Genomic DNA, 21,682 nt, shown 5'->3' on the forward strand with positions numbered 1-21,682 from the left:
CCTTCGTGGGGCGGTGGCAGGAACTGTCCGAGCTGCGCACTCTGCTGAGGACGTCGCGTCTGCTCACGCTGACCGGTGCCGGCGGCGTCGGCAAGACGCGGCTGGCGCTGGAGCTCGCCAAAGGGCTGCCCCAGCGCCACGCTCGGGTGCATCTGGTCGAACTCGATTCGCTGCACGACAACGCCCCGCTCGCGCAGTCCGTGGCCGCCGCGCTGGGCGTGGGCAAGCAGGCGGGGCGGACTGGCCCCGACGCTCTAGTCCGCGCGATCAATGACACCTCCCGTCTGTTGATCCTGGACAACTGTGAACATTTGGCGGAGCCGTGCGCGCAGCTCGTCGCAACCCTGCTGAGCCGTTGCCCCCGCATGCGGATCCTGGCCACCAGCCGGGAGGCGCTGCGGGTTCCCGGTGAGACCGTGTTCCGGGTCCGGGAGCTGTCCCTGCCGCCCACCGGCACCGAGGACGACCCTGCTGCCCTCCTGCGCTCCGATGCCGTCCGACTGTTCGTCGAGCGTGCCACCAGCAGCGCACCCGGTTTCACCCTCCAGCGGGGCAACGGTGCGGCCGTTGCCGAGATATGCCGTCGGCTCGACGGTTTGACACTGGCCGTCGAACTCGCGGCGCGCCGCGTCGGCGCGCTCCCGCTTGGCGACATCCTCAAAGGACTGGACGACCGGCTCTTTCAGCTGTCCCTCCTGACCGACGGCAGCAGGACTGGCCCCCGCCGCCACGACGGACTGACCGCCTCCATCGACTGGAGCCATCGACTGCTCGAACCGGCAGAACAGGCGGTCTTCCGGCGTCTCGCGGTACTCGTCGGCGGATTCGACACGAGTGCAGCGGAGGCGGTCTGCACCGAGGGGGACCTCGCTCCCGGCCACATTCTGCGTAGTGTATTCGCACTTGAGGCCAAATCACTGATCGTGCGGCTGCCTGGCGACGCACATCCCGCGCGTTTCCGTCAGCTAAGTACCGTGCGCGCTTGCGCCATGGAGCGTCTGGTGGCGTCGGGTGAGCTGGACGCCGTACGGGAGCGGGCCCTGGAGTGGCTGAACGGCCTCGCGGAACGTGCCGTTGGCGAAGTGTTCGCCGACCAGGCCGGCGGACTGCTCACCGCCGAACGGGACAATCTCGCGTCGGTCCTCGCCGACACCGGTTGCGGCGGCGCCTTGCGAGACCGACTGGCCCTGGAACTGGCCCGCGTGCACTACCAGCTAGAACAGCCATCGGCAGCTAGTGCGCTACTGAACGGACTTCTGCAGAAGCCTCCCGAGCTTGAACTCGCCGGCGCGGCGGCGCTCGCCACGCGCGTCGCCTGTCAACAGGCGGACCTGAGGGCGGCGTTATACCTGGGTGAGCGGGCGGTCGACCAGGAATGCATGCGCGACCACTCCGCCGGTCTTGCCAACGCCCTGGACGCGCGGGCCGCGGCACGGCTGTGCCGCGGCGAGTTCCCTGCCGCCGTCGCGGACCTGCGCGAGTGCCTGCGCGTCGTCTCCGCGCTCGGCCGACCGCAGGACACCGCATGGTGCACCCATCACTTGGCCTGGGCCCTGCTCCAGGCCGGAGAAGAGGTCGAGGCCGATGTGCTCATGACCAGCTGCCTTCCGGTACTCAGGGCACATGCGCACTGGAGCCGGACGGCTGCCGCACTGCACACCGCCGGTGCAGTCCGGCTGTCCCTGGGGCGTCTGGATAGTGCCGCGGCACTGTTTGACGAGGTGCTTCGGATTGTCCCCGAGACCAGTTTCCACGCGCTGTACCCGATCGAGGGCCTGGCCCTCGTGGCCGCCGAGAGCGGTGACATGCGCCGAGCCGTGCGGTTGTACGAGGCGAGCACGCAAGCCCGCCGCCGGCTGGACACCGAGCCGGAGGACCCATGGCGCCGACGGGTAGAACTGACCGCGGCTCGTGCGCGGACCCGGCTGTCATCAGCCGCGCGGGACGCGGCTGTCAGCAGTGGTCGCCAATTACGCGGGGACCGGCTCGTCGCGTACGCCCTGCGGAGGGGAAGCGGCAACCCTCGTACGACGACGGAACCCACTGCGCTCGCCGCAGACCACTCCCCCCTTACAAGACGAGAGTTCATGGTCGCCGAACTCGTCGCCGAGGGACTGACCAACCGCCAGATCGCGGAGTGCCTCAACATTTCGGAACGTACCGTCGCCACCCACCTGGACAAAGTCCGCGACAAACTGGGCCTGCGCTCCCGTACCCGGATCGCCCTGTGGGCGGCCTCACGGGCCGGGGACAGGCTTAGACAGCACGAGGCGTTTTAGGTTGCACAGCCTTGGTCATCGGTGATCTAAGGTCCTCAACGGGCAGGCAGCGGAAATAGGCAACCCCGAGACCACTCATACTCAGTAGGCTCGCGCGGTCGGAGGGCGACGTGGTTCGAGGCTGTTGACGTCCTCTCCCCCCTGAAGGAGGGAGATTCCCGCCTACCGCGCCGTTGAAGGCTGCGGTGTCGGGTGGGTTCCTGCTTCGCTGCGCGGTGCCGGGACGGGTCCCGGTCTTACCCCCGCTCCACAGGCTGTCACGGCCAGTCCGGCCGCCTTGGCGACGTTGACCGCCGCGTTGATGTCCCGGTCCAGGACGGCCCCGCATGCCCTGTTTTGCAGGTCGTGAGGCAGGCCCCGGCGTTTCCTCGCGCCGACTTCTGGGACAGCCGCGCGCGGGGGCGCTCTGGCAGTAGCGTGTTCGGCATGACGACTGAGGGCGAAGCACTGGTCGGCGGGATGGTGAACGCCGGGGCGGTCTTCCGCCGGGGGAAGTTGGTGGAGCGGCCGGCACCGCGCAACGCGCGCGCCCTGCACGCCTATCTCCTTGCACTGAAGGAGCACGGCTTCGACGCGGCGCCGGCCCCCGTCGGTCTCACCGCGGACGGCTGCGAGCACCTGACCTTCATCCCCGGCAACGTGGCTCTGCCCCCGTTCCCGGATTGGGCGATGACGAGTTCGGCCCTCGAATCGGTGGGGAGCCTGCTTCGGCGTCTGCATGAGACCAGCGCGGCCGTCGCGGTCGACACCCGTGCCGAGTGGCCCCAGGACCTGGCCGACCCGGAAGGGGGAGCGATGCTGTGCCACAACGACGTGTGCCCGGACAACGTCGTCTTCCGCGACGGCCGCGCCGCTGCCCTGATCGATTTCGACATGGCGGCCCCGGGCCGTGCCCTTTGGGACATCGCCATGACCGCCCGCTATTGGGTGCCCATGCTGGACCCCGGATCCGCGGCCGGCCTCTACCCCTCCGGGCTGGATGCGCCCGCACGGCTGCGGATCCTCGCCAGCAGCTACGGCCTCTCGGCGGGGGACCGCGCCGACTTGCCCGGCGTCATCGAGCAAGCCACGGAGGTCTGCCGGGCCTTCGTCGCCCGCCGCGTTGCCGAGGGCAACCCCGTCTACCTCCAGGCGCTGGCCGAGCGTGGTGGATGGGAACGCTGGGACCGCATGCAGACATGGCTGGTGGACCACCGCAAGACCTTCACGGCTGCCCTGCTGAACTAACCGGAGCGGACGAGCGTCTCAAGCTGGACCGCCCTCGCGGGCGCGAGGTGACCCCTGGACTGCACGCCTTCGCAACCGTCCCCCTGCGGACGCTCTCGACTGACTGACAGTCGGAGGTCAAGGACAGCCCGTCATTGACGTCGGACGCCAGGAGCTTGACCATGTGCGCCGACTCAGAGTCACCAGCCGCCAGGGTCCGGCCGCACTCGTCGAGCAACTGCGCCGCGGCGTGTGGTCGTGGCGGAGCGCTGCTGGATCCGGTGCTGGTCGAGCCGGCCCGGGGCCTGAGGAGACGCCGCTGAACGCAGGACGATGAGTTCTCGGCGCACGCCAGGTCTACACGTCATGAGCAGCCCTGGAACTTGGATGGGAGCGGCATGCACAGTCGTAGATCTGATGGTGGGGCCAGCGCCTCGCCAGAACTCGTGAATCTGGCCCCGGCGACAACAGCGGTCGTCCGTGGTGTCGTCCCGGTGGCCGACTTGCGGCACTTCTTCGATGCGTCTTTCGGTGTGTTGGCCCGGGCCATCGAGACACAACGGCTCACCACGCTGAGCCCCGCCTTCGGCCTGTACCACGGTTCGCCAGGAGAGTTCTTGAACTTGGAGGTCGGGTTCGTCACGGACCGGACGGTGCGACCGGAGGCCGGGGCAGTGGTCGGTTCGCTGCCCGGAGGCCGGGTCGCCCGGCTGACGCACTTCGGATCGTTCGACGGTCTCCGGTCCTCCTGGGAACGGCTGGGCTCCTGGATCCAGGAGCGGGGTCTGTCCGCCGGAGAGGACAGGTGGGAAACCTACGTCACGCAGCCGTCCCCCGACATGGACCCGCGTGACCTGCACACCGAACTCAACTGGCCGGTGACAGAGTGACAAACCTGCCAGGGTTGATCCGAGCGTGGGATCCGCTGCACCCATCGCCACCCTCGGCCGCCGCAGCCGATGCCCGCCCTCGATACCGCCCTCGACAGAGCCGCCCGCTGCGTCGATCTCGTCTCCGCGCTCATCCCCCGCACCGACCACCGCACCGAGCAGCCCATGGTGGAGCTGGGCGCGCGCTGGCTCGGGGACCAACGCGGCTCCCGCCTTATGCTCGTCATCCGTTGTCCGGCGGGCGCGGCACGTGTCGCATCGCCGGAAGCCCTTTCTTGCTTACCTTCCGTGGGACGGGATGCGGGCGCGTCCAGCTTCGGCTTCCGTTCCACGTCGGTCACCTTCACGTCCTCCGTCTCCGGGGCCCCGAACGCTTCGGCGATCACCCCGCTGCTGGTGCCGGTGACCTCCAAAGGGCATGTAACAACCATTCAGAAGCCCGGCACACCAGTCTGACGGGGTATCAGGCTTAGCAGCAGCAAGATTACGGGCCTGAGGGAACCGTCCGCCGGGGCCCGCCGCCCCACTGCCGTGATCGTGTTCACCCGAAAGTGAGTCAGCCATGGCGTGGCTCCGCCGCTCGAGGGCTGATGGACCACCCTGGCCGCCCGCACGGCCCGAGATGGGATTACGGCGGAGAAGGCAGGATTCGAACCTGCGTGGACCCTTGAGGGGCCTGACCGTGAGGCGAGCTTGCTTGGTCTCCGATCAACCTCTGCGGGCACCTCTCCCTGTTCCCGGCCCCGGTTCTGCGCGGCTGCTGTGCACAAGCCAACTCTGGCAGGATCCGCTGACCGCGCCCTGAATGTAAGCGCGGTTCTCGAGTGCACCTCCTACTCGGCGGCTACCGCCGCCTGCCACGCACCCGGGCGTATGCCTGTCGCCGTGCGGAAGAAGACCGAGAAGTTCGATGCGTCGGGGAAGCCGAGCGTGGCGGCGCAGCGAGCCGCGGTGAGGCGGTCGTGCGCGAGGAGTCGTTTGGCCTCCAGGACAATCCGGTCGACGATGTATGCCTTCGCGGTGCGGCCGGTGACCTGCTGCACCGCTCGTGAAAGGGTGCGGGGCGCGTATCCCAAGGTACGGGCGTAGTAGCCAGCGGTGTGGTGCTCCCTGAAGTGCGCTTCGACGCTGGAGCGGAACAATACGAACACCGGGTGAGTGAACCGTGCTTGGGCGTGCGGTGGCCGCAGCCGGGCGATGAGCGCGGAGAGCAGGATCTGAGGCAGCTCGCTCGGGGCGTTCTCGGGTGGAGCGGACGCCTCCAGGAGGAGATGGTCGCGCGCTGTTTCGACGAAGGGCCAGTCGGCGTCGGGGACGCTCCAGTGCGCGACGAGGTCCGGGGACGCAACGAGGTCCCGGGAGGCGTGGGTGACTGGCGCGGTCGGCAGGAACAGCACGAGGTGCCCCGCCACACCGGCGATGGCGTCCCACCGGTGTACCGCGCCGGGTGGAATCCACACTACGGACCGCTTCTTGAGCGGGTGGTTGAGGAAGTCCACGGTGACCGTGCCGTGCCCGGCGTCGACGACGGCGAGGACATGGAAGTCGGCGCGCTGTGTGCCGCCGTCGTTCAGCTCGCGGAGGCGGTCGAAGGTCAACGTCTCAACCGCGGCGGCGCGGTGCCCCGCGGGCTGGTAGGTCATCTGCCGGATCGCGCTCACGAGTCCATTTTTCACCATCGGTCGACCAGTCGCGCCGATGCCCCGCCCGGGTACGGAGAGTGCAATGAAGGCAAGGGGCAATCGCCCAGCCTGTCGAATGGAAGAGCCCACTGTGAACACGACGCAGCAGACGCACCTGCCCGCTTACGACCACCGGCCCGGGGCCGGGCCGACCCTGGTGTTCCTGCACTACTGGGGCGGTTCCGCCCGCACCTGGGACCTCGTCGTCGACCGCCTCGCGGACCGTGACACGCTCACAGTCGACTTCCGCGGGTGGAGCCGTTCGAGCGGCCTGCCCGGCCCCTACACGCTCGGTCAGCTCGCCGACGACACGCTCGCCGTGCTGGCCGACGCGGGGATCACCGACTACGTCCTGGTGGGGCACTCGATGGGCGGCAAGGTCGCACAGATGGTCGCGGCAACCAGGCCTGCCTGCCTGCGCGGCATCGTCCTGGTCGGCTCCGGTCCGGCGAAGCCCGCCGCACAGATCACCGACGAGTACCAGGAAGCACTTTCCCACGCCTACGACTCCACCGAGTCCGTCGCCGGGGCACGGGACCACATCCTCACCGCGACCAAGTTGCCCGCGTCGGTCGAGGCACAGATCGTGACCGACTCTCGGACCGTCACCGAAGCCGCCCGCACCGAGTGGCCGCTGCACGGCATCGCGCAGGACATCACCGAGCACACGCGCATGGTCAGCGTTCCCGCTCTCGTAGTCGCCGGAGAGAACGATCAGGTCGAGCCTGTCGATGTGCTCCGTTGCAACCTGGTCCCTTATCTTTCCCAAGCCGACTTCATGGTGATCCCGCACACCGGTCACCTGATCCCGCTGGAAGCCCCGGCTGACCTCGTCGACGCCATCACGGCCTTCGCGCCAGCAGCCGGACCATCCGCGCGGCCCCACGACGGGCTTCGCCACTGATCACTCGCCTGACTCACGGATGACATCCCGTCGCCGACGGCGGTGCTGCCGGTGCTCACACCGAGCAGTTGAAGTCGCCTTCGGCGGAGGGCTTGACGGAGCAGTGTCATGCGGCGGGTCACGAGCGGCCGGCCCGGACCGCCCGGACCAAAAGGTCTGCCGACCTGAGGGATGATGACGAGAGTCCCGCACGCTCTCTCCCGCACACCCCTCGCTGTGCGCCGTCGGTAGAGGGGCTGCCAGGAGGGGGCCCGCGGCACCGCGTACCTCACTCAGCGCGACCGGTCCGCGGTGCGTCGGTTGGCGGCGATCACCACGGCGCCACCGGCCACCGCCAGGAGGGTGAGCGCCAGGGCGTAGAACAGAGCGCCGAGGCGCCTGCGCTCTGGCCCGGCCACATCGCTGACCGCGGCCATTCCGGCCGACACGATGGTGCCGACGGCGATATCGGTGCAGAGCCGGGCCACGAGCAACGCGGCCACGGACGACGCGGTCGCGAAGGCGACGCACGCGATCACGGCCGAGCCGAGGGCCGGGATCATCACGCTCCTGCGGCCGAGCCGGTCGGAGACCACTCCGGACGTAAGCAGTGAGAGGGTGAGCCCGACGATGTAGGCGGCGAAGACGACGGTCAGGGTGCCCTTGGAGAAGCCGATCTCCCCCTGCCACAGCCCCTACAGCGGCGTAGCCATGTTGGACAGGATGAAGACAACGGTGACGGGCCAGGCCGCGAGCCACACCCACCATGTCGGCGCTGGTGAGCGGTGCTGGTACCGCGAGGTTCGCGGCCCGGCCACGGGCACCTGCTCGATCGCAGGGTCGGCTGAAGGCGTGGTCGGGTACGACATGGACGTCCTTTCTGCGAGCACATCCGCGTGAACGCACACGCGCACGGCTCGGTTGGCGGCCGCGGTACGGGATCTCGCAGCCTGGCGACGTCCAGCCTGCATCGCGCGAGCCGCCCGTAGGAGACCGCGCGGTTCGGGGGCGGCGCGTTCCTGGTCCCGTCACATCCCCCCAAGCACTACTTACAGCGACCGCGGCACCCAGCACGACGTCGAGCCGCGCCGGCCGCGCGGCGGCGGCCGACCTCAGAGAGCGTCCATCTGCCGCAGCGCCTTCTCGTCCGGGGTCCCCGGCCGGGCCTGGTAGACGACCAGGCGTTGCCCGCCGGTGCGAGCCAGTCGCATCATCTCGTACGTGAGGGTCATGTCCCCCACCTCCGGATGCGCGAACCGCTTTGTGCCGCCTCCACGTTCACGCACTTCGTAGCGCTCCCACATGGACGCGAACTCAGGCGACTCAAGTTGGAGTTCGCTCACCAGACCCACCAACCTGGAGTCGTCCGGTTCGGCCCCGCCGACGGCCCGCAGATGGGCGACGGACTCGGCGATGGTCTCCGAACGCGCACCCTCCAGCAGGGCATGAGCGGTGCCGACGTGACGGAACTGCAGGTGCGGGTGGGCGGCATCCGGCGCCCAGCAGACCTGTGTCGCCTGGGACGGCGCCTTCGGACCGGCCACCGAGAGCGCGGTCAGGCGGTTCCAGTCCGCCTACGGCTGACGTCCGACGGTGTCGTCGGACCGCAGACGCAGAGCATGCTGAACAGCCTGGAGAACAGCGACGGTTCCTCCGCTCGGCAGCACACGGACAGCCGGGTGCAGTACCCCTCGTACGGCTCCGGCTCGTGGTGGTGGGAGAGCGGCGTCGTGTGATTCCTCCCTCCGCCCCGTATCGACGGGAGCACACGACCCAGAGGAGCACAGCAGCCCCTGCCCCCCTTGTGACAACGGGAGTTGATGTTCGGTGAAAACCTTTGCCAGGACCCTCGCCGTGACGGTGGCCGCCGTCGCCACCGTCGCCCTGCAGCAGTCTGTGGCCAGGGCCCGACGTCCCACCGCAGCACGCGATCATCGTGTGCCGGACCGCGAGCTTCTAAGCGAACTACGACAGCGCATCCGGCCCGGTCGGCTACCTGCGAACCCTCACCTACGGCAACAAAGTCGGCCACACTCAGGGCGCGCATCCCGTCTACAACGGCTGGGCCGCCACCTTCGACTACGGCCCCAACGACTGGGCTTATGTGCGTTGCGAGTGCATCGGCGGCTACGACTCCTGGTGAGCGGTGACGGCCGCCCTTCTCGGCAACGGCAGTGAAAGGACTTTCCTCGATGCCCGTCTTCCGTGGCGGCCGTGCGGCCGCCGTCATCACAGCGGTCGGCACCGCGCTGCTACTCGGCGCCGGACCGGCGCTCGCCTACTCGAACGGCACCGTCGGTGTGCGTGAGACAGTGTGCGCCACCGACCTCTACGTCCGCACCGAACCGGTCGGCGCCTGGATGGGCACGCTGTACAAGGGCCAGACCTTCCTGGTGGAGAGCAAGACGAGCGGCTGGGCGTACGGCTTCGCCTACGGAGACATAAACCGCCACGGCTGGGTCCAGGACGGCCTGTTCTGCTGACGTCACCCCGGTCCGGCCCCCCGACGTCAGGCGCCCGCCCTCATGGAGCAGGGTCCCCGCCCCGCGGTCCCGTACACCCGCGCCTGGGGAAAGGGCGCTTGTGTCCGCCCGTGGCCGCGTCGCCCGGGGCGGAGGATGCTGCGGGACCGCCACTTCGGCCCCAGTGCCAGGGGTGGCACGGACACGGGCCCCGGCTGCCCCTGTTGCGCTACCGGGTCTATTCGCAGTGCACCGGGCTTCAGCCCGGTGGTGAAGCGAATCTTCAGCCTGCTCTGACCTCAGCTATGGGCATGGATCTGCACTTGTCACCTCGGCCGGCGTGGGAGCGTCCGGTTCTGCTGCTCCATGTACTGCTTCATGATGCTGAGCGGCGCACGGCCGACCGACTCGGCGAAGTACGAGCCGGACCATAGGCGTTGCACCCGCCAGTACGTACCATGGCCCGCGTGCAGCTTCGGTACGGCTTCCGCTTGTACCCGAGTGCCGGTCAGCGCATGGCGTTGGCGAGGGCGTTCGGGTGCGCGCGGGTGGTCTACAACGACGCCCTCAGGGCCCGGGAGACCGCCCGCAGCGAGGGGCTGCCGTCCCTCGTGGTGGAGACCGGCCCGTGCGAGGTGCTGCCAAAGGCGACACCAGAAGTCGGCATCGACCTCGGGCTCGGACACTTCGCGGTCCTCTCGGACGGAACGAAAATCGACAGCCCGCGGTTCCTGCGCCGGGCCGAGAAGCGCTTGAAGAAGGCGCAGCGCGCCCTCTCACGCAAGGAGAAAGGCAGTAGGAACAGGGACAAGGCCAGGATCCGCGTCGCCCGGGCACACGCCCGGGTCGCGGACGCGCGCCGCGAGTTCCACCACCGGCTCTCCACGAAGCTGATCCGCGAGAACCAAGCGGTCGCCGTGGAGGACCTGGCGGTGAAGGGACTCGCCCGCACGCGCCTGGCCAAGTCGATTCACGACGCCGGATGGTCGGCGTTCGTGACCATGCTGGAGTACAAGGCCAGCCGGTACGGGCGCACCTTCGTGAAGATCGGCCGGTTCGAGCCCACCTCGCAGGTCTGCTCGGCCTGCGGCGTCCAGGACGGCCCCAAGCCCTTACACGTGCGCGTGTGGACGTGCAGGGCATGCGGGGCCGTCCTGGACCGGGACATCAACGCGGCGGTCAACGTCGCCAAGGCGGCCGGACTGGCCGTGTCAGCCCGTGGAGCGCAGGCAAGACGGGGACCCGTCCCCGCACAGCGCGGCGAAGCGGGAACCCGCCCGGAGCCGCACCCGACAACGGTGCGGCAGACGGGAATCGCCCTCCTTTAGGTGGGCGAGGATGTCAAGGTCGTTCCTTGCCCTATGCGCGAGATCAGGAAGGCGATCAAGTGGCCGAACTGCGCCTGGGACCACTGCTGAGGTGTACCGACGGCTCGTTCGCGACGGTGTGGGTCGAGACCAGCGAGTCCTGCACGGTACAGGTGCGCTGCTCCGACGGCGCGGTGGGCACGGCCCCCACCTTCCAGGTGGCCGGGCACCACTACGCGCTCGTCACGGTGACCGGCCTGCGTCCCGGCGCGTCCCCGTCCTACGAGGTGCTCCTGGACGACACCACGGTGTGGCCCCTTGCCGACTCCTCCTTCCCGCCCTCGGTCATCCGTTCGCCCGCCACCGACGGCACCGTCCGCATCACCTTCGGATCGTGCCGCTGGGCCGCGCCCCCGGCCCGGGGCAAGGATCCGATCGGACCGGACGCCCTCGACACCCTCGCGACCCGTCTGGCAACCGACCCCGACGCCGAGCGCCCCGACGTCCTGCTCCTGTTGGGCGACCAGATCTACGCGGACGAGACCTCCGAGCAGACCCGGCGCTGGCTCGCCGGCCGCCGCGACCTCGACCAGCCACCCGGAGGCCAGGTCACCGACTACGAGGAGTACTGTCACCTCTACTACGAATCCTGGCTCGACCCCGAGATCCGCTGGCTGCTGTCCACCGTGCCCAGCCTCATGATCTTCGACGACCACGACGTCGTAGACGACTGGAACACCTCCGCCGCCTGGCTCGCCGACATGCGCACCACCGACTGGTGGCAGGAACGGCTGCTGAGCGGGCTGATGTCCTACTGGGTCCACCAGCACCTCGGCAACCTCTCCCCCGCGGAACTGGCCGACGACCCCGCCTGGGCCGCCGTCCACGCCGCGCCGGACGGCACGCCGGCACTGCGCGCGCTGGCCGAGCGAGCCGACGCCGATTCAGCCTCGGTCCGCTTCAGTTACCGTCGCGACTTCGGCCGGGTCCGGATCGTGATGGTGGACTCCCGGGCCGCGAGAGTCCTCGCCGAGGAACGCCGCGCCATGCTCGACCCAGGCGAAGCCGCCTGGCTGCGCGAGCAGGTCTTGTCCGACAAGCAGACCTACGACCACCTCCTGATCGGCACCTCCTTGCCCTGGCTCCTGCCGCACCTGGTCCACGACACCGAAACCTGGAACGCCGCCCTGTGTGCCGGGGAACGCGGCAAGCGCTGGGCCCGTTTCGGCGAATGGCTGCGTCGCGGAGCCGACCTGGAGCACTGGGCGGCCTTTCCCCGCTCCTTCGCCGGCCTCGCCGACCTCATCGTCGAGGCCGGGTCCGCCCCCGCCGCCCCGGCGACCGTGTGCGTCCTGTCGGGCGACGTCCACCACGGCTACCTCGCCAAGGCGTCCTGGCGGTCGGGCGGCCCCCACTTCCCCGTCGTCCAGCTCACCTGTTCACCCGTGCACAACTCCGTGTCCCTGATGATGCGGATCGGCTTCCGCTTCGGCTGGAGCTCTCCGGCCCGTCTGCTGGGACGCCTCCTCACCCGGCACGGCCGTTGTCCCCGGCCTCCGGTCAGCTGGCGCAAGCAGGGCGGCCCCTGGTTCGGCAACCAGCTGATGACCCTGACTCTGCGCGACCGCTCGGCCCACCTCCGTCTGCAGCGCACCACCTCGGACGCGACGCTGCACACTGTGCACGAATCCGCCCTGACCGACGACTAGGACCAGCCCGTCGAGAGGACTTGTCCCGCCGATCATGTGCGGAGCCGAATGACCAGGCTGCCGATGCGATGGTGCCGATGTGGACGTGGCCGCGCTTGCCGTACCGGGTGGCGACCGCCCGGAGCGGCAGCGGCCGTCCTTGCTCTGCAGGCCCGCAGACGGCCGGCGGGCGGTAAGGAGGGCGTTCGTTCGGATCTGGAGTGGCTCATTCGCCCTTCTCGGTGAACATGTTGATCAGACCCTGGGCTGTGTTGTCGCCGGAGTCGATCCGGTGGACCTCGGCACCTTCGAAAGCGGCAACCTGGGTGCTGCGGTGGAACATGGTCTGCTCGTACTCGGTGATCCCGGCCTCGATGTCATCGAGGTGCGCGACGAGGGCCTGGCCGAGTTCGGCGCCGTCGAGCATGGCCAGGTTGGCGCCCTCTCCGTTCGGGGCTGCGAGGTGGGCGGCGTCGCCGAGCAGGGGCACCCGCGGCGTCCGGTCCCACCGGTGCTCCACCGGCAGGGCGTAGTGGGGGGCGCAGGACCGGCGCGGTGTCGCTGTCGGTGATCAGAGCAGTGAGTTCCGGTGCCCAGCCGTCGAACTCCGCCGCGATCCGCGCAGTCGCCGTGGCGGCATCGGTGACATCGATGGCGGCAAACCAGTCCTGCGGCTTGGTGAGCGCCACGTAGGTGTGCAGGGTGTCGCCGCTCTCCCGGAGCGTAGATCTCCTTGCCCGGCGAAGGCGCGATCATCGACCCGCCGCCGACCGCTTGCGCGGCGGCGGGGTGCCGGGTGTCGGCGTCGAACAGGTAGGTCTCGACGAACGACGTGCCGTCGTACTCGGGTGCGGCGGCGGACAGCAGCGGCCGTACCCGTGACCACGCGCCGTCCGCGCCGACCAACAGGCCGGCGACGACGGTGGTGCCGTCGGCGAACGTCACCTCGTGGCGCCCCTCGCCGAGGGCACGGGTGCGGCTGACCTTGTGCCCCCAACGGACGGTACCGGCCGCAGGCTCGTCACGCTCCTTCTGCTCACCCGTACTCCGCACTCTCCGACGCGGCCGGTGCCGTTCGACTGGATCGGACAGATCACCGCGGTCATCGCGATGGGCGGGCTGAACCTTCGGTGCGATCGAAGCCGGGGAGGCCGGGTTCGCGGCGCCGCGGGTGCTCGGAGCACTGGGCCTGGCGGTCGTAGCGTTCGCCGTCTTCGTCATCGCGCAGGCCAAGGTGGCGCACCCGATGGTGCCGCTGGAGCCGTTCCGCTCGCCTGTGATGCTGATCGCCACCGCGATCGGGTTCGCGTTCATGGTCGGCTTCTACGGGCTGCCGTTCCTGTTCAGCCTGTACTTCCAGCAGCACAACCTGTCCGCGCTGGGAGCCGGCATCGCGTTCGTGCCAATGATGCTGCTCAGCGCCTGCCTGCCCCCGTTCTCGGCGCGGATCGCCGAGCGCACCGGGCCGCGTGTCCCGGTCATCGCTGGCCTGGTCCTGATCGCCGCCGGCTCTGTTGTCCTGGCCGTGGTTCCGGCGTCGGCGCCGGTGTGGCTGACCGCACCTGCGTCGGCGCCGGTGTGGCTGACCGCCTTGCTGCTCATCCGGTCGGTCTGGCGGGCCCGCTGGTCATGTCCCCGACCACCGCACTGCTGCTGGAGCACGTTTCCGGCCACCGGACCGGGATGGCCAGCGGCGTGTTCAACACCAGCCGGCAAGTCGGCGGAGCCCTGGCCGTCGCGGTCTTCGGCGCCCTGCTGTCCGGCTCGGCCGGGTTCGGGCACGGCCTGCGCATCAGCCTCCTGCTGGCCGCCGTCGTGGCCCTCGCCGCCGCGCTGATCTTGCCCCGCACGGGCGGTGCCCATCGCCCCGAAGCGTGGGAACCCAGCACCAATCCGCAGTACACGCAAGATCCGTTATCGAAAGAGATAGGACAATGAGTGATCCTTTCTCGGGAAAGATGGCGCCGGTAACCGGCGCCGGCGCGGGAATGGGCCTGGCAAACGCGGCGGCCTTCGCTGCCGAAAGCGCGGAAGTGTCCCGGCCGACACCGATGAGGACGCCATCGCACCGGCCGCCGACGACCTGACCGGCCCGGGGTCACCAGGCCCTGCCGGTGGTCTGCAACGTCGCTGCCGAGGATCGGCGTCCATCCCAGCAGCTCGGCCGCCCGGTCGCTCTTCGTGTAGCTCCGGGCGACGTCACCAGGCCGCCGATCCGTGTGGAGAGCCCGGCCGCCTCATACATCACCGGGTCGGCTCTCCTCGCCGGCGGCGGACTCCCGGTGCACTGTTGTACACGTGTCAAGCCCCGGTTGTGTGGCAGTGCTTCCGGCTGCGCACGAGACTGAGAGATACCAGGTCCTGAAGGCAACGACGCGTGTCGGGACGGGGTGACACATGGCGAGGCACATATCGGAGACTATGCGGGCGTGGGAGGTGGCGGAGCCGGGCCCCGTGGAGGCGGCGCCGCTGCGCTTCGTCGAGAAACCCGTGCCGGTGCCAGGCCCCGACGAACTCCTTGTACAAGTGCGCACCTGTGGCGTGTGCCGGACCGATCTTCACGTCGTCGAGGGCGATCTGCCGGTGCACCGGCACCATGTGACACCAGGTCACGAGGTGGTCGGCCTGGTGATGGCCATGGGTGAGGCAGTCACCGGGTACGCGGCCGGGGACCGGGTCGGTGTTGCCTGGCTCCGGCGCACGGACGGCACGTGCGCGTACTGTCTGCGCGGAAATGAGAACCTCTGCCCGGACTCGCAGTACACCGGCTGGGACGCCGACGGCGGCTACGCTGAGTACACGACCGTTCCGGCGGCTTTCGCCTATCCGCTGCCCGGCGGTGTCGGGGATGTCGCACAGTCTCCACTGCTGTGCGCGGGCATCATCGGCTATCGCGCGCTGCGGCGGGCCTCGCTGCCCCCGGGCGGCCGACTCGGGCTGTACGGGTTCGGAGGCAGCGCCCATCTGTGCGCCCAGGTGGCGCTCGCGCAGGGCGCGGTGGTGCACGTTCTGACACGTGGCGAGGCGTCGCAGCGGCTCGCGCTCGAACTGGGCGCGGCGTCCGCCGGCGAAGCCTACGACATGCCGCCGGAACCGCTCGACAGCGCGATCCTTTTCGCACCGGCCGGCGAATTGGTCCCGATCGCGCTGCGTGCCCTGGATCGCGGCGGAGTACTGGCGGTCGCGGGTATCCATCTCACCGACACACCGCCTCTGGAATATCAGCGAGAGCTTTTCTACGAGAAGGAGTTGCGCAGCGTCACGTCCAACACCCGAGCTGACGGCAGCGAGTTCCTGGCGACGGCTGCGCGCTACGGGGTCCGCGCCACCACCCACCCGTATCCCCTGTCCCAAGCACCGGACGCGTTGAGGGACTTGAAGACGGGCCGGTTCGACGGAGCAGCGGTGCTGGTCAACGACATTTCGGGCCCGTCATAGCCGTCCCAGGGGGGCGTCTCCCACGTTGCGCGAGGGGCGGACGGCGCATTCCGACGGTGGGACGATCTTTCGGCACTCGCCGACGAAGGCACAGCCGTGAGTGACATCGCTCCGAGGGGGCTCATCTGCGTCGCCGATGACGCAGGGAACAGCGTCACCCCCAGCGTCCTGGGGCGCGCCGAGTGGGCTGCAGGGCTCGATACACAGATCGCCATCGGGACTCTCCTCGTGTCGAGCCGCCGGAAAGCCTGGGGGATACCGCCCCGAATTTCCCGGCGGATCCGCAGGACAACCGCTCCCACCCCGACCAGCGCGTAAACGACAAGGGCGCTGTGCCGCCGATGCGACAACCCGCCACAACGGCCCGGCGACTGGAGGCCCTTGGCGTGCTCTGAGTGACGCACGAGGTCTGGACACGCTCCCGGGGGCGTGCTGTCATGCTTCCGGTTCCACGTTTCCAACGTTGTAAGTCACCTCTAGCCCCGGTAGGCCCTCGACGCTCACGCACCACCGGTCAGGCAGGCGGACAGCGATAGCCGCCCGCCCGGCCGTACTCGCTGAGACGCAGTGACAGGAGGATTTGTGAGACGACGTAAGCCATGGCACACCCTGGGTCCCGGTCGCCGGCGACGGCGCGTGCTGGCGTCGACGGCAGCGGCCATGGGCCTCGTCGGCGCGCTATTCGCGGGTCCCGCCGCGGCCAGTCCTGACAGCGGCTCCGGCGCGGCCGCCCAAGGCTGGACGCCCAAGACGCCACCGCTCACGACTCCGTGGACGGACGAGGTCGGCCCGGGTAACGCCCACCCGGAGTATCCGCGACCGCAGTTGACGCGTAAGAGCTGGCAGAACCTCAACGGCGTGTGGCAGTTCGCCGGCGCCCAGGCCGGTGACGCGCCGCCCTTCGGCAAGGACCTGGACGAGCGCATCCTCGTGCCGTACCCGGTGGAGTCAGCGCTGTCCGGCATCAAGCGCCACGAGGACCGGATGTGGTACCGCCGGACCTTCACCGTCCCGCGCAGCTGGACAGCTGTGCCCGGTCAGCGACTCCTCATGCACTTCCAGGCCGTGGACTACGACGCCAAGGTCTGGGTCAACGGCCACCAAGTCGCCACCCACCGAGGCGGCTACGACGCGTTCTCCGCGGACGTCACCGACGCGCTGAAGGGCGCCGGTCCGCAGGAGGTCGTAGTCGGCGTCACCGACGAGACCGACAAGACCTGGCAGCCGGTCGGCAAGCAGCGCAATGTCGCCGACCGCGGCATCTTCTACACCTCGAACTCCGGCATCTGGCAGACGGTCTGGATGGAGCCCGTGTCCACCGGGCATATCGACTCGCTGCGCACCACGCCGGACCTCGACACCGGCACCGTGTCCGTCACACCGCGCCTCACCGGCGCGGACGGCATGACGGTGCAGGCGACGGCGTACGACGGCGACGAGGCCGTGGGCAAGGTCACGGGACCGGCCGGGTCGACGCTCGAGGTGCCAGTCCCGCATGCCAAGTTGTGGAGCCCCGACTCACCGTTCCTGTACGACCTGCGGGTCCGACTCCTGCGCGGCGGCAAGCCGGTGGACGACGTGCACTCGTACTTCGGGATGCGCGAGATCGGCACCGCGAAGGGCTCCGACGGCAGGATGCACATCACGCTCAACGGCAAGCAGACGTTCCTGCTGTCCACGCTCGACCAGGGGTTCTGGCCGGACGGCATCTACACCGCACCGACCGACGCGGGCCTGAAGTTCGACCTGGCCGAGCACAAGCGGCTCGGCTTCAACACCGTCCGCAAGCACATCAAGGTCGAGCCGGACCGCTGGTACTACTGGGCCGACAAACTCGGCCTGATGGTGTGGCAGGACATGCCGTCGATGAAGGTCGACTTCTCCAAGTCCCGGGCCGAGAACACCCCGCCCGAGGACGCCCGGCAGGAGTTCGAGCGGCAACTGCACACCATGGTCGACCAGCACGCCAGCTGGACCTCGATCATCGGCTGGATACCGTTCAACGAGGGGTGGGGCGAATGGAGCCGTGAGGCCACCGGCCGGATCGCCGACGACGTGGCCAAGCAGGACCCGAGCCGCCTGGTCAACGCCCACTCCGGGGTCAACTGCTGCAATTCGCTCGGCGACTCCGGCAAGGGTGACGTCGTCGACTTCCACCAGTACGTGGGGCCCGCCTCACCCGTACCGGAGGGACGGCGCGTGGCCATCGACGGCGAGCACGGCGGCTTCGGTCTCGAGGTGCCCGGCCACATGTGGTTCGGCGACGGCGGCGCATACGAGATGGAGCCGGACGCGGCGACGCTGACCCGGCGCTACGTCGAGAACCAGCGCGACCTGCTCACCGCCGCCCGGCAGTGCGGCATCTCGGGCAGCGTCTACACCCAGATCACCGATGTCGAGCACGAGGTCAACGGCTTCTTCACCTACGACCGGCAGGTGAAGAAGATGGACTTCGACCAGGTGCGGGACATCAACGAGAAGGTGATCAAGGGCGCCGACGGCTCCGCCCCACCGCCGCAGTTCCCACCCGGGACACCCGGCCTGACCGGTAAGGACGCCTGGCCGCTGGACGAGGGCAGCGGGACGGTCGCCAAGGACGCGGCCGGTGATCACGACCTGAGCCTGCGTCAGGGCGCCACCTGGGGCACCGGCGCATCCGGCGGGGACCTGCAGTTCGACGGGGTCGACGACCACGCCGAGACGGCGGGACCCGTCCTCGACACCTCTGGCAACTTCACCGTGTCGGCGTGGGTCAAGCTGGACCGCCTCGACGGCTGGCGCACGGCGGTCGGCCAGGACGGGGATGTCCAGTCGGCCTTCTTCCTGCAGAAGACCGGCGACACCAACAAGTTCGCGTTCAGCACGAGCGGTGGGCGCGCCCTGTCGACGTTCACGCCGCAGACCGGCAAGTGGTACCACCTGGTGGGCGTGCGGAACGCCGAGACGGGCGAGCACTCGCTCTACGTCGACGGTGTGAAGCAGGGCTCGTTCAGTCAGTGCCTGAACCCGGCATCCGACGGTCCGCTCTCGGTCGGCCGGGCCCGCTTCAACAGCGGCAAGGTCGACTTCTGGCCGGGCGGCGTGGACCAGGTGCGCGTATGGGACCGGGCACTCAGCGGCGACGAGATCTCCCAGCTGTACGCCTCGGGCAATTGACGTCCTCTCCCCCTGAAGGGGGGAGATTCCCGCCTACCGCGCCGTTGAAGGCTGCGGTGTCGGGTGGGTTCCTGCTTCGCTGCGCGGTGCCGGGACGGGTCCCGGTCTTACCTGCGCTCCACAGGCTGTCACGGCCAGTCCGGCCGCCTTGGCGACGTTGACCGCCGCGTTGATGTCCCGGTCCAGGACGGCCCCGCATGCCCTGCACGTCCACACGCGCACGTGCAGGGGCTTGGGGCCGTCCTGGACGCCGCACCGCGAGCACACCTGGGAGGTCGGCTGGAACCGGCCGATCTTGACGAAGGTGCGCCCGTACCGGGCGGCCTTGTACTCCAGCATGTCCACGAACGCCGACCATCCGGCGTCGTGGACGGACTTGGCCAGACGCGTGCGGGCGAGCCCTTTCACCGCCAGGTCCTCCACCGCGACCGCTTGGTTCTCGCGGATCAGCTTGGTGGAGAGCCGGTGGTGGAACTCGCGGCGCGCGTCCGCGACCCGGGCATGTGCCCGGGCGACGCGGATCCTGGCCTTGTCCCTGTTCCTGCTGCCTTTCTCCTTGCGTGAGAGGGCCCGCTGCGCCTTCTTCAAGCGCTTCTCGGCCCGGCGCAGGAACCGCGGGCTGTCGACCTTCCGGCCGTTAGAGAGGACCGCGAAGTGCCCGAGCCCGAGGTCGATGCCCAGTTCGGGCCTCGTCTGCGGCAACACCTCCGACGTGCCGGTCTGCACGATGAAGCTCGCGAAGTACCGGCCCGCCGAGTCCTTGACCACCGTCACCGTGGACGGCGTCGAGGGCAGTGTGCGGGACCACTTCACCTTGAGGTCGCCGATCTTCGGCAGGCGCAGCTTGTGCCCGGGGGTGGTGGACCAGCGGGCGTTCGCGGTGAAGCGGACGGCCTGCCGGGTGTCCTTGCGGGACTTGTACCGGGGCGCGCCCATGCGCGGGCGCTTGCCCTTCAGGGCGTCGAAGAAGTTCCGGTACGCCGTATCCAGGTCCCTCAGGGACTGCTGCAGGACGACCGCCGACACCTCGCCGAGCCACGCCCGCTCAGGCGTCTGCTTGGCGTCGGTGATGAGCTGCTTCGAAAGGTCCCCGGTCTTCGGGAACGGCAGCCCCTCGCTGCGGGCGGTCTCCCGAGCCCTGAGGGCGTCGTTGTAGACCACCCGCGCACACCCGAACGCCCTCGCCAACGCCATGCGCTGACCGGCACTCGGGTACAAGCGGAAGCCGTACCGAAGCTGCACGCGGATCACGATACACAGTTGGTTTATGGGTACCGATGAGAACGTTCGCACAGGCCGCCACTGCGTCTTCCGGATGCATGTCCACTTGGTTTTCGTGACGAAGTACCGGCACTCCGTCTTCACCGACCGGCACCTGACGCGGTGCGAAGAGATCATGCGGGCCGTGTGCGAGGACTTCGAGGCTGAGCTGGTGGAGTTCAACGGCGAGGCCAACCACGTCCACCTGCTCGTGAACTTCCCGCCGAAGGTCGCCGTATCCAGGCTGGTGAACTCCCTCAAGGGCGTGTCCTCCCGCAGGCTCCGCCAGGAGTTCCCCGACCTCGTCCGCCACTACTGGCGGGCACAACGCCTGTGGTCCGGCTCGTACTTCGCCGGATCGGCCGGCGGTGCGCCACTCACCATCGTGAAGCAGTACATCGAACAGCGGAACCGGCCGCTCTAACGCCGGCCGAGGTGAACAGTGCGGATCCATGCACACAGCTGAGGCCAGAGCAGGCTAAAGATCCGCTTCACCACCGGACTGAAGCCCGGCGCACTGCGAATAGACCCGGTAGCCGAGCGAACACCTCCGCGGGGCCGGGCGGCGCTGTGCCGCCCGGCCCTCGTTCGCCCCTGGACTGCCGACGGCCTTCGTTTCGAGCTGTGTGTCGTCACGTCGCACAACAGGCCGGCTGTCTACGTGTCGAGCGACAAGACACAGGCACTCAGAGCTGACCACGCCGACGCGGTAAGAGCTTCCGCGCACGCCACCCACGGGCCGCCGAGCAGAACGAGGGGGTCCGTCGGCAGCTCGCGGGCATGGGACAAGCCTGCCCGCAGGCTGCCGACTTGAGCAGACGCTGGCGGGGTCCCCGTCGGGAGGCAGGGAGGGTTTCGAGGACGGCGGACCGTCCGGTCCCGCGGACGTGCTGTGCCGGCCTCCAGCGCCTCACCTGCCGGAGCTGAGCCAGTGGTGCAGGGCTTCGTGCACGCTGTCGGGCAGTACGCTGAGCTTCTCGATCGCTTCCCGGTCTCCTGGCCAGGGAGCGATCCCAGCAGCGGTCAGCACTGCGTACAGGTTCAGGCGCCGCAGGTCTCGAGGATCGACGCGGCAGGTAATGCGGTCTGCGGACTTGGGCGGCGCCAGCAGGAAGTCCTCCACCGGGGCGTCGTCCCGTGCTCGATCGGTTGATGCGGTCGTGGTCTGCATGATCTCGCTCCGTTCTGCCAATGCTTCGTTCGCACGCCTCGCGCCTCTGACGCCGAGTGTGCTGTGCACTTGGTTCGCTACCACTCCTGACCTTCTTGCGCGGCCGCCGTCCATTGGGCCCGTGACAGTGATCGGCACCAAGGACAGTCCATTTCCGCCCAACCCCCGCCACGATCGCCATTGAGGCGATAGACGTCCACCGGCCAGCGACGGCTACAGAGTGGATCGGTGACGAAGAACCCAGCTGTCGCCAAAAGAGC

17 protein-coding genes, 1 tRNA gene and 3 pseudogenes are annotated in these 21,682 nt (G+C 69.1%); 12 read left to right on the top strand and 9 right to left on the bottom strand.

Annotated features, from left to right (window positions below):
* Window positions 1-5 precede the first annotated feature (5 nt).
* Window positions 6-2,279, top strand: coding sequence for a LuxR C-terminal-related transcriptional regulator (locus AB0924_RS26650; RefSeq protein WP_366912720.1), 2,274 nt, complete (start codon window positions 6-8; stop codon window positions 2,277-2,279).
* 162 nt (window positions 2,280-2,441) lie between these two features.
* Here the strand turns inward: AB0924_RS26650 and AB0924_RS26655 are convergent.
* Window positions 2,442-2,609, bottom strand: a pseudogene (locus AB0924_RS26655) (RNA-guided endonuclease TnpB family protein); the annotation flags it as partial.
* Window positions 2,610-2,705: 96 nt separating this feature from the next.
* On the opposite strand from AB0924_RS26655, the gene AB0924_RS26660 reads away from it, so the two are divergent.
* The 3 genes from AB0924_RS26660 (at window position 2,706) to AB0924_RS26670 (ending at window position 4,831) form a co-directional block, all read left to right on the top strand.
* Window positions 2,706-3,506 (top strand): aminoglycoside phosphotransferase family protein, encoded by an 801-nt coding sequence (locus tag AB0924_RS26660; RefSeq protein WP_358940683.1) that lies wholly within the window; start codon window positions 2,706-2,708, stop codon window positions 3,504-3,506.
* A gap of 377 nt (window positions 3,507-3,883) precedes the next feature.
* Window positions 3,884-4,375, top strand: a complete 492-nt coding sequence (locus AB0924_RS26665) for a GyrI-like domain-containing protein (protein WP_366912721.1) — start codon at window positions 3,884-3,886, stop codon at window positions 4,373-4,375.
* 69 nt (window positions 4,376-4,444) lie between these two features.
* The gene (locus tag AB0924_RS26670; RefSeq protein ID WP_366912722.1) at window positions 4,445-4,831 is read left to right on the top strand and encodes a hypothetical protein; all 387 of its coding nucleotides are present in this window, start codon (window positions 4,445-4,447) and stop codon (window positions 4,829-4,831) included.
* A 178-nt stretch (window positions 4,832-5,009) separates the two neighbouring features.
* On the opposite strand, the gene AB0924_RS26675 is transcribed toward AB0924_RS26670, so the two are convergent.
* Window positions 5,010-5,106: transfer RNA gene (locus tag AB0924_RS26675), tRNA-OTHER, on the bottom strand.
* 102 nt (window positions 5,107-5,208) lie between these two features.
* On the bottom strand, window positions 5,209-6,036 hold the full coding sequence (locus AB0924_RS26680) for a helix-turn-helix transcriptional regulator (protein WP_366912723.1): 828 nt from the start codon (window positions 6,034-6,036) through the stop codon (window positions 5,209-5,211).
* 112 nt (window positions 6,037-6,148) lie between these two features.
* Here AB0924_RS26680 and AB0924_RS26685 point away from each other — a divergent pair, with 112 nt between their 5' ends.
* Entirely contained in the window at window positions 6,149-6,961 is an 813-nt protein-coding gene (locus AB0924_RS26685) for an alpha/beta hydrolase (protein ID WP_366912724.1), read from the top strand.
* 272 nt (window positions 6,962-7,233) lie between these two features.
* On the opposite strand, the gene AB0924_RS26690 is transcribed toward AB0924_RS26685, so the two are convergent.
* Entirely contained in the window at window positions 7,234-7,632 is a 399-nt protein-coding gene (locus tag AB0924_RS26690) for an MFS transporter (protein ID WP_366912737.1), read from the bottom strand.
* A 420-nt stretch (window positions 7,633-8,052) separates the two neighbouring features.
* Window positions 8,053-8,484 (bottom strand): hypothetical protein, encoded by a 432-nt coding sequence (locus AB0924_RS26695; protein WP_358940686.1) that lies wholly within the window; start codon window positions 8,482-8,484, stop codon window positions 8,053-8,055.
* Between the two features lie 648 nt (window positions 8,485-9,132).
* On the opposite strand from AB0924_RS26695, the gene AB0924_RS26700 reads away from it, so the two are divergent.
* On the top strand, window positions 9,133-9,423 hold the full coding sequence (locus AB0924_RS26700; RefSeq protein WP_358940687.1) for a hypothetical protein: 291 nt from the start codon (window positions 9,133-9,135) through the stop codon (window positions 9,421-9,423).
* A gap of 305 nt (window positions 9,424-9,728) precedes the next feature.
* On the opposite strand, the pseudogene AB0924_RS26705 reads toward AB0924_RS26700, so the two are convergent.
* Window positions 9,729-9,854, bottom strand: a pseudogene (locus AB0924_RS26705) (transposase); the annotation flags it as partial.
* 15 nt (window positions 9,855-9,869) lie between these two features.
* Between AB0924_RS26705 and AB0924_RS26710 the strand changes: the two are divergent.
* Both AB0924_RS26710 and AB0924_RS26715 read left to right on the top strand, forming a co-directional pair.
* Window positions 9,870-10,730 (top strand): RNA-guided endonuclease TnpB family protein, encoded by an 861-nt coding sequence (locus tag AB0924_RS26710; RefSeq protein WP_366912725.1) that lies wholly within the window; start codon window positions 9,870-9,872, stop codon window positions 10,728-10,730.
* 59 nt (window positions 10,731-10,789) lie between these two features.
* Entirely contained in the window at window positions 10,790-12,418 is a 1,629-nt protein-coding gene (locus tag AB0924_RS26715; RefSeq protein ID WP_366912726.1) for an alkaline phosphatase D family protein, read from the top strand.
* 205 nt (window positions 12,419-12,623) lie between these two features.
* On the opposite strand, the pseudogene AB0924_RS26720 reads toward AB0924_RS26715, so the two are convergent.
* Window positions 12,624-13,408: pseudogene (locus tag AB0924_RS26720) on the bottom strand (FAD-dependent monooxygenase); the annotation flags it as partial.
* A 235-nt stretch (window positions 13,409-13,643) separates the two neighbouring features.
* Here AB0924_RS26720 and AB0924_RS26725 point away from each other — a divergent pair.
* The 3 genes from AB0924_RS26725 to AB0924_RS26735 all read left to right on the top strand — a co-directional run bounded on the left by AB0924_RS26725 (window position 13,644) and on the right by AB0924_RS26735 (window position 18,991).
* Window positions 13,644-14,234 carry an MFS transporter gene (locus tag AB0924_RS26725; RefSeq protein ID WP_358940631.1) on the top strand — a complete coding sequence of 197 codons (591 nt, stop codon included), beginning with the start codon at window positions 13,644-13,646 and terminating at the stop codon, window positions 14,232-14,234.
* A gap of 584 nt (window positions 14,235-14,818) precedes the next feature.
* A complete protein-coding gene (locus AB0924_RS26730; protein ID WP_358940632.1) occupies window positions 14,819-15,835 on the top strand; it encodes a zinc-binding alcohol dehydrogenase family protein in 1,017 nt (338 codons plus the stop codon).
* Window positions 15,836-16,660: 825 nt separating this feature from the next.
* Window positions 16,661-18,991 (top strand): LamG-like jellyroll fold domain-containing protein, encoded by a 2,331-nt coding sequence (locus AB0924_RS26735; protein ID WP_366912727.1) that lies wholly within the window; start codon window positions 16,661-16,663, stop codon window positions 18,989-18,991.
* Between the two features lie 33 nt (window positions 18,992-19,024).
* Here the strand turns inward: AB0924_RS26735 and AB0924_RS26740 are convergent, their stop codons facing one another.
* Window positions 19,025-20,233 (bottom strand): RNA-guided endonuclease TnpB family protein, encoded by a 1,209-nt coding sequence (locus AB0924_RS26740; protein ID WP_366912728.1) that lies wholly within the window; start codon window positions 20,231-20,233, stop codon window positions 19,025-19,027.
* A gap of 25 nt (window positions 20,234-20,258) precedes the next feature.
* On the opposite strand from AB0924_RS26740, the gene tnpA reads away from it, so the two are divergent.
* Entirely contained in the window at window positions 20,259-20,675 is a 417-nt protein-coding gene (gene tnpA / locus AB0924_RS26745) for an IS200/IS605 family transposase (RefSeq protein WP_366912729.1), read from the top strand.
* A gap of 486 nt (window positions 20,676-21,161) precedes the next feature.
* Here tnpA and AB0924_RS26750 read toward each other — a convergent pair whose 3' ends face one another.
* Window positions 21,162-21,422 carry a hypothetical protein gene (locus AB0924_RS26750; RefSeq protein WP_358940186.1) on the bottom strand — a complete coding sequence of 87 codons (261 nt, stop codon included), beginning with the start codon at window positions 21,420-21,422 and terminating at the stop codon, window positions 21,162-21,164.
* Between the last annotated feature and the right edge of the window lie 260 nt (window positions 21,423-21,682).

It is taken from the genome of Streptomyces sp. NPDC047869, assembly GCF_040704065.1.
Taxonomy (GTDB): Bacteria; Actinomycetota; Actinomycetes; order Streptomycetales; family Streptomycetaceae; genus Streptomyces.

Excerpts from the sequence above, each read along its gene's own strand:
- AB0924_RS26665 (WP_366912721.1), top strand. The coding sequence starts at position 3,884 with ATGCACAGTCGTAGATCTGATGGTGGGGCCAGCGCCTCGCCAGAACTC.
- AB0924_RS26750 (WP_358940186.1), bottom strand. The coding sequence starts at position 21,422 with ATGCAGACCACGACCGCATCAACCGATCGAGCACGGGACGACGCCCCG.
- AB0924_RS26700 (WP_358940687.1), top strand. The coding sequence starts at position 9,133 with ATGCCCGTCTTCCGTGGCGGCCGTGCGGCCGCCGTCATCACAGCGGTC.
- AB0924_RS26660 (WP_358940683.1), top strand. The coding sequence starts at position 2,706 with ATGACGACTGAGGGCGAAGCACTGGTCGGCGGGATGGTGAACGCCGGG.
- tnpA (WP_366912729.1), top strand. The coding sequence starts at position 20,259 with ATGGGTACCGATGAGAACGTTCGCACAGGCCGCCACTGCGTCTTCCGG.
- AB0924_RS26670 (WP_366912722.1), top strand. The coding sequence starts at position 4,445 with ATGCCCGCCCTCGATACCGCCCTCGACAGAGCCGCCCGCTGCGTCGAT.
- AB0924_RS26730 (WP_358940632.1), top strand. The coding sequence starts at position 14,819 with ATGCGGGCGTGGGAGGTGGCGGAGCCGGGCCCCGTGGAGGCGGCGCCG.
- AB0924_RS26725 (WP_358940631.1), top strand. The coding sequence starts at position 13,644 with ATGGTGCCGCTGGAGCCGTTCCGCTCGCCTGTGATGCTGATCGCCACC.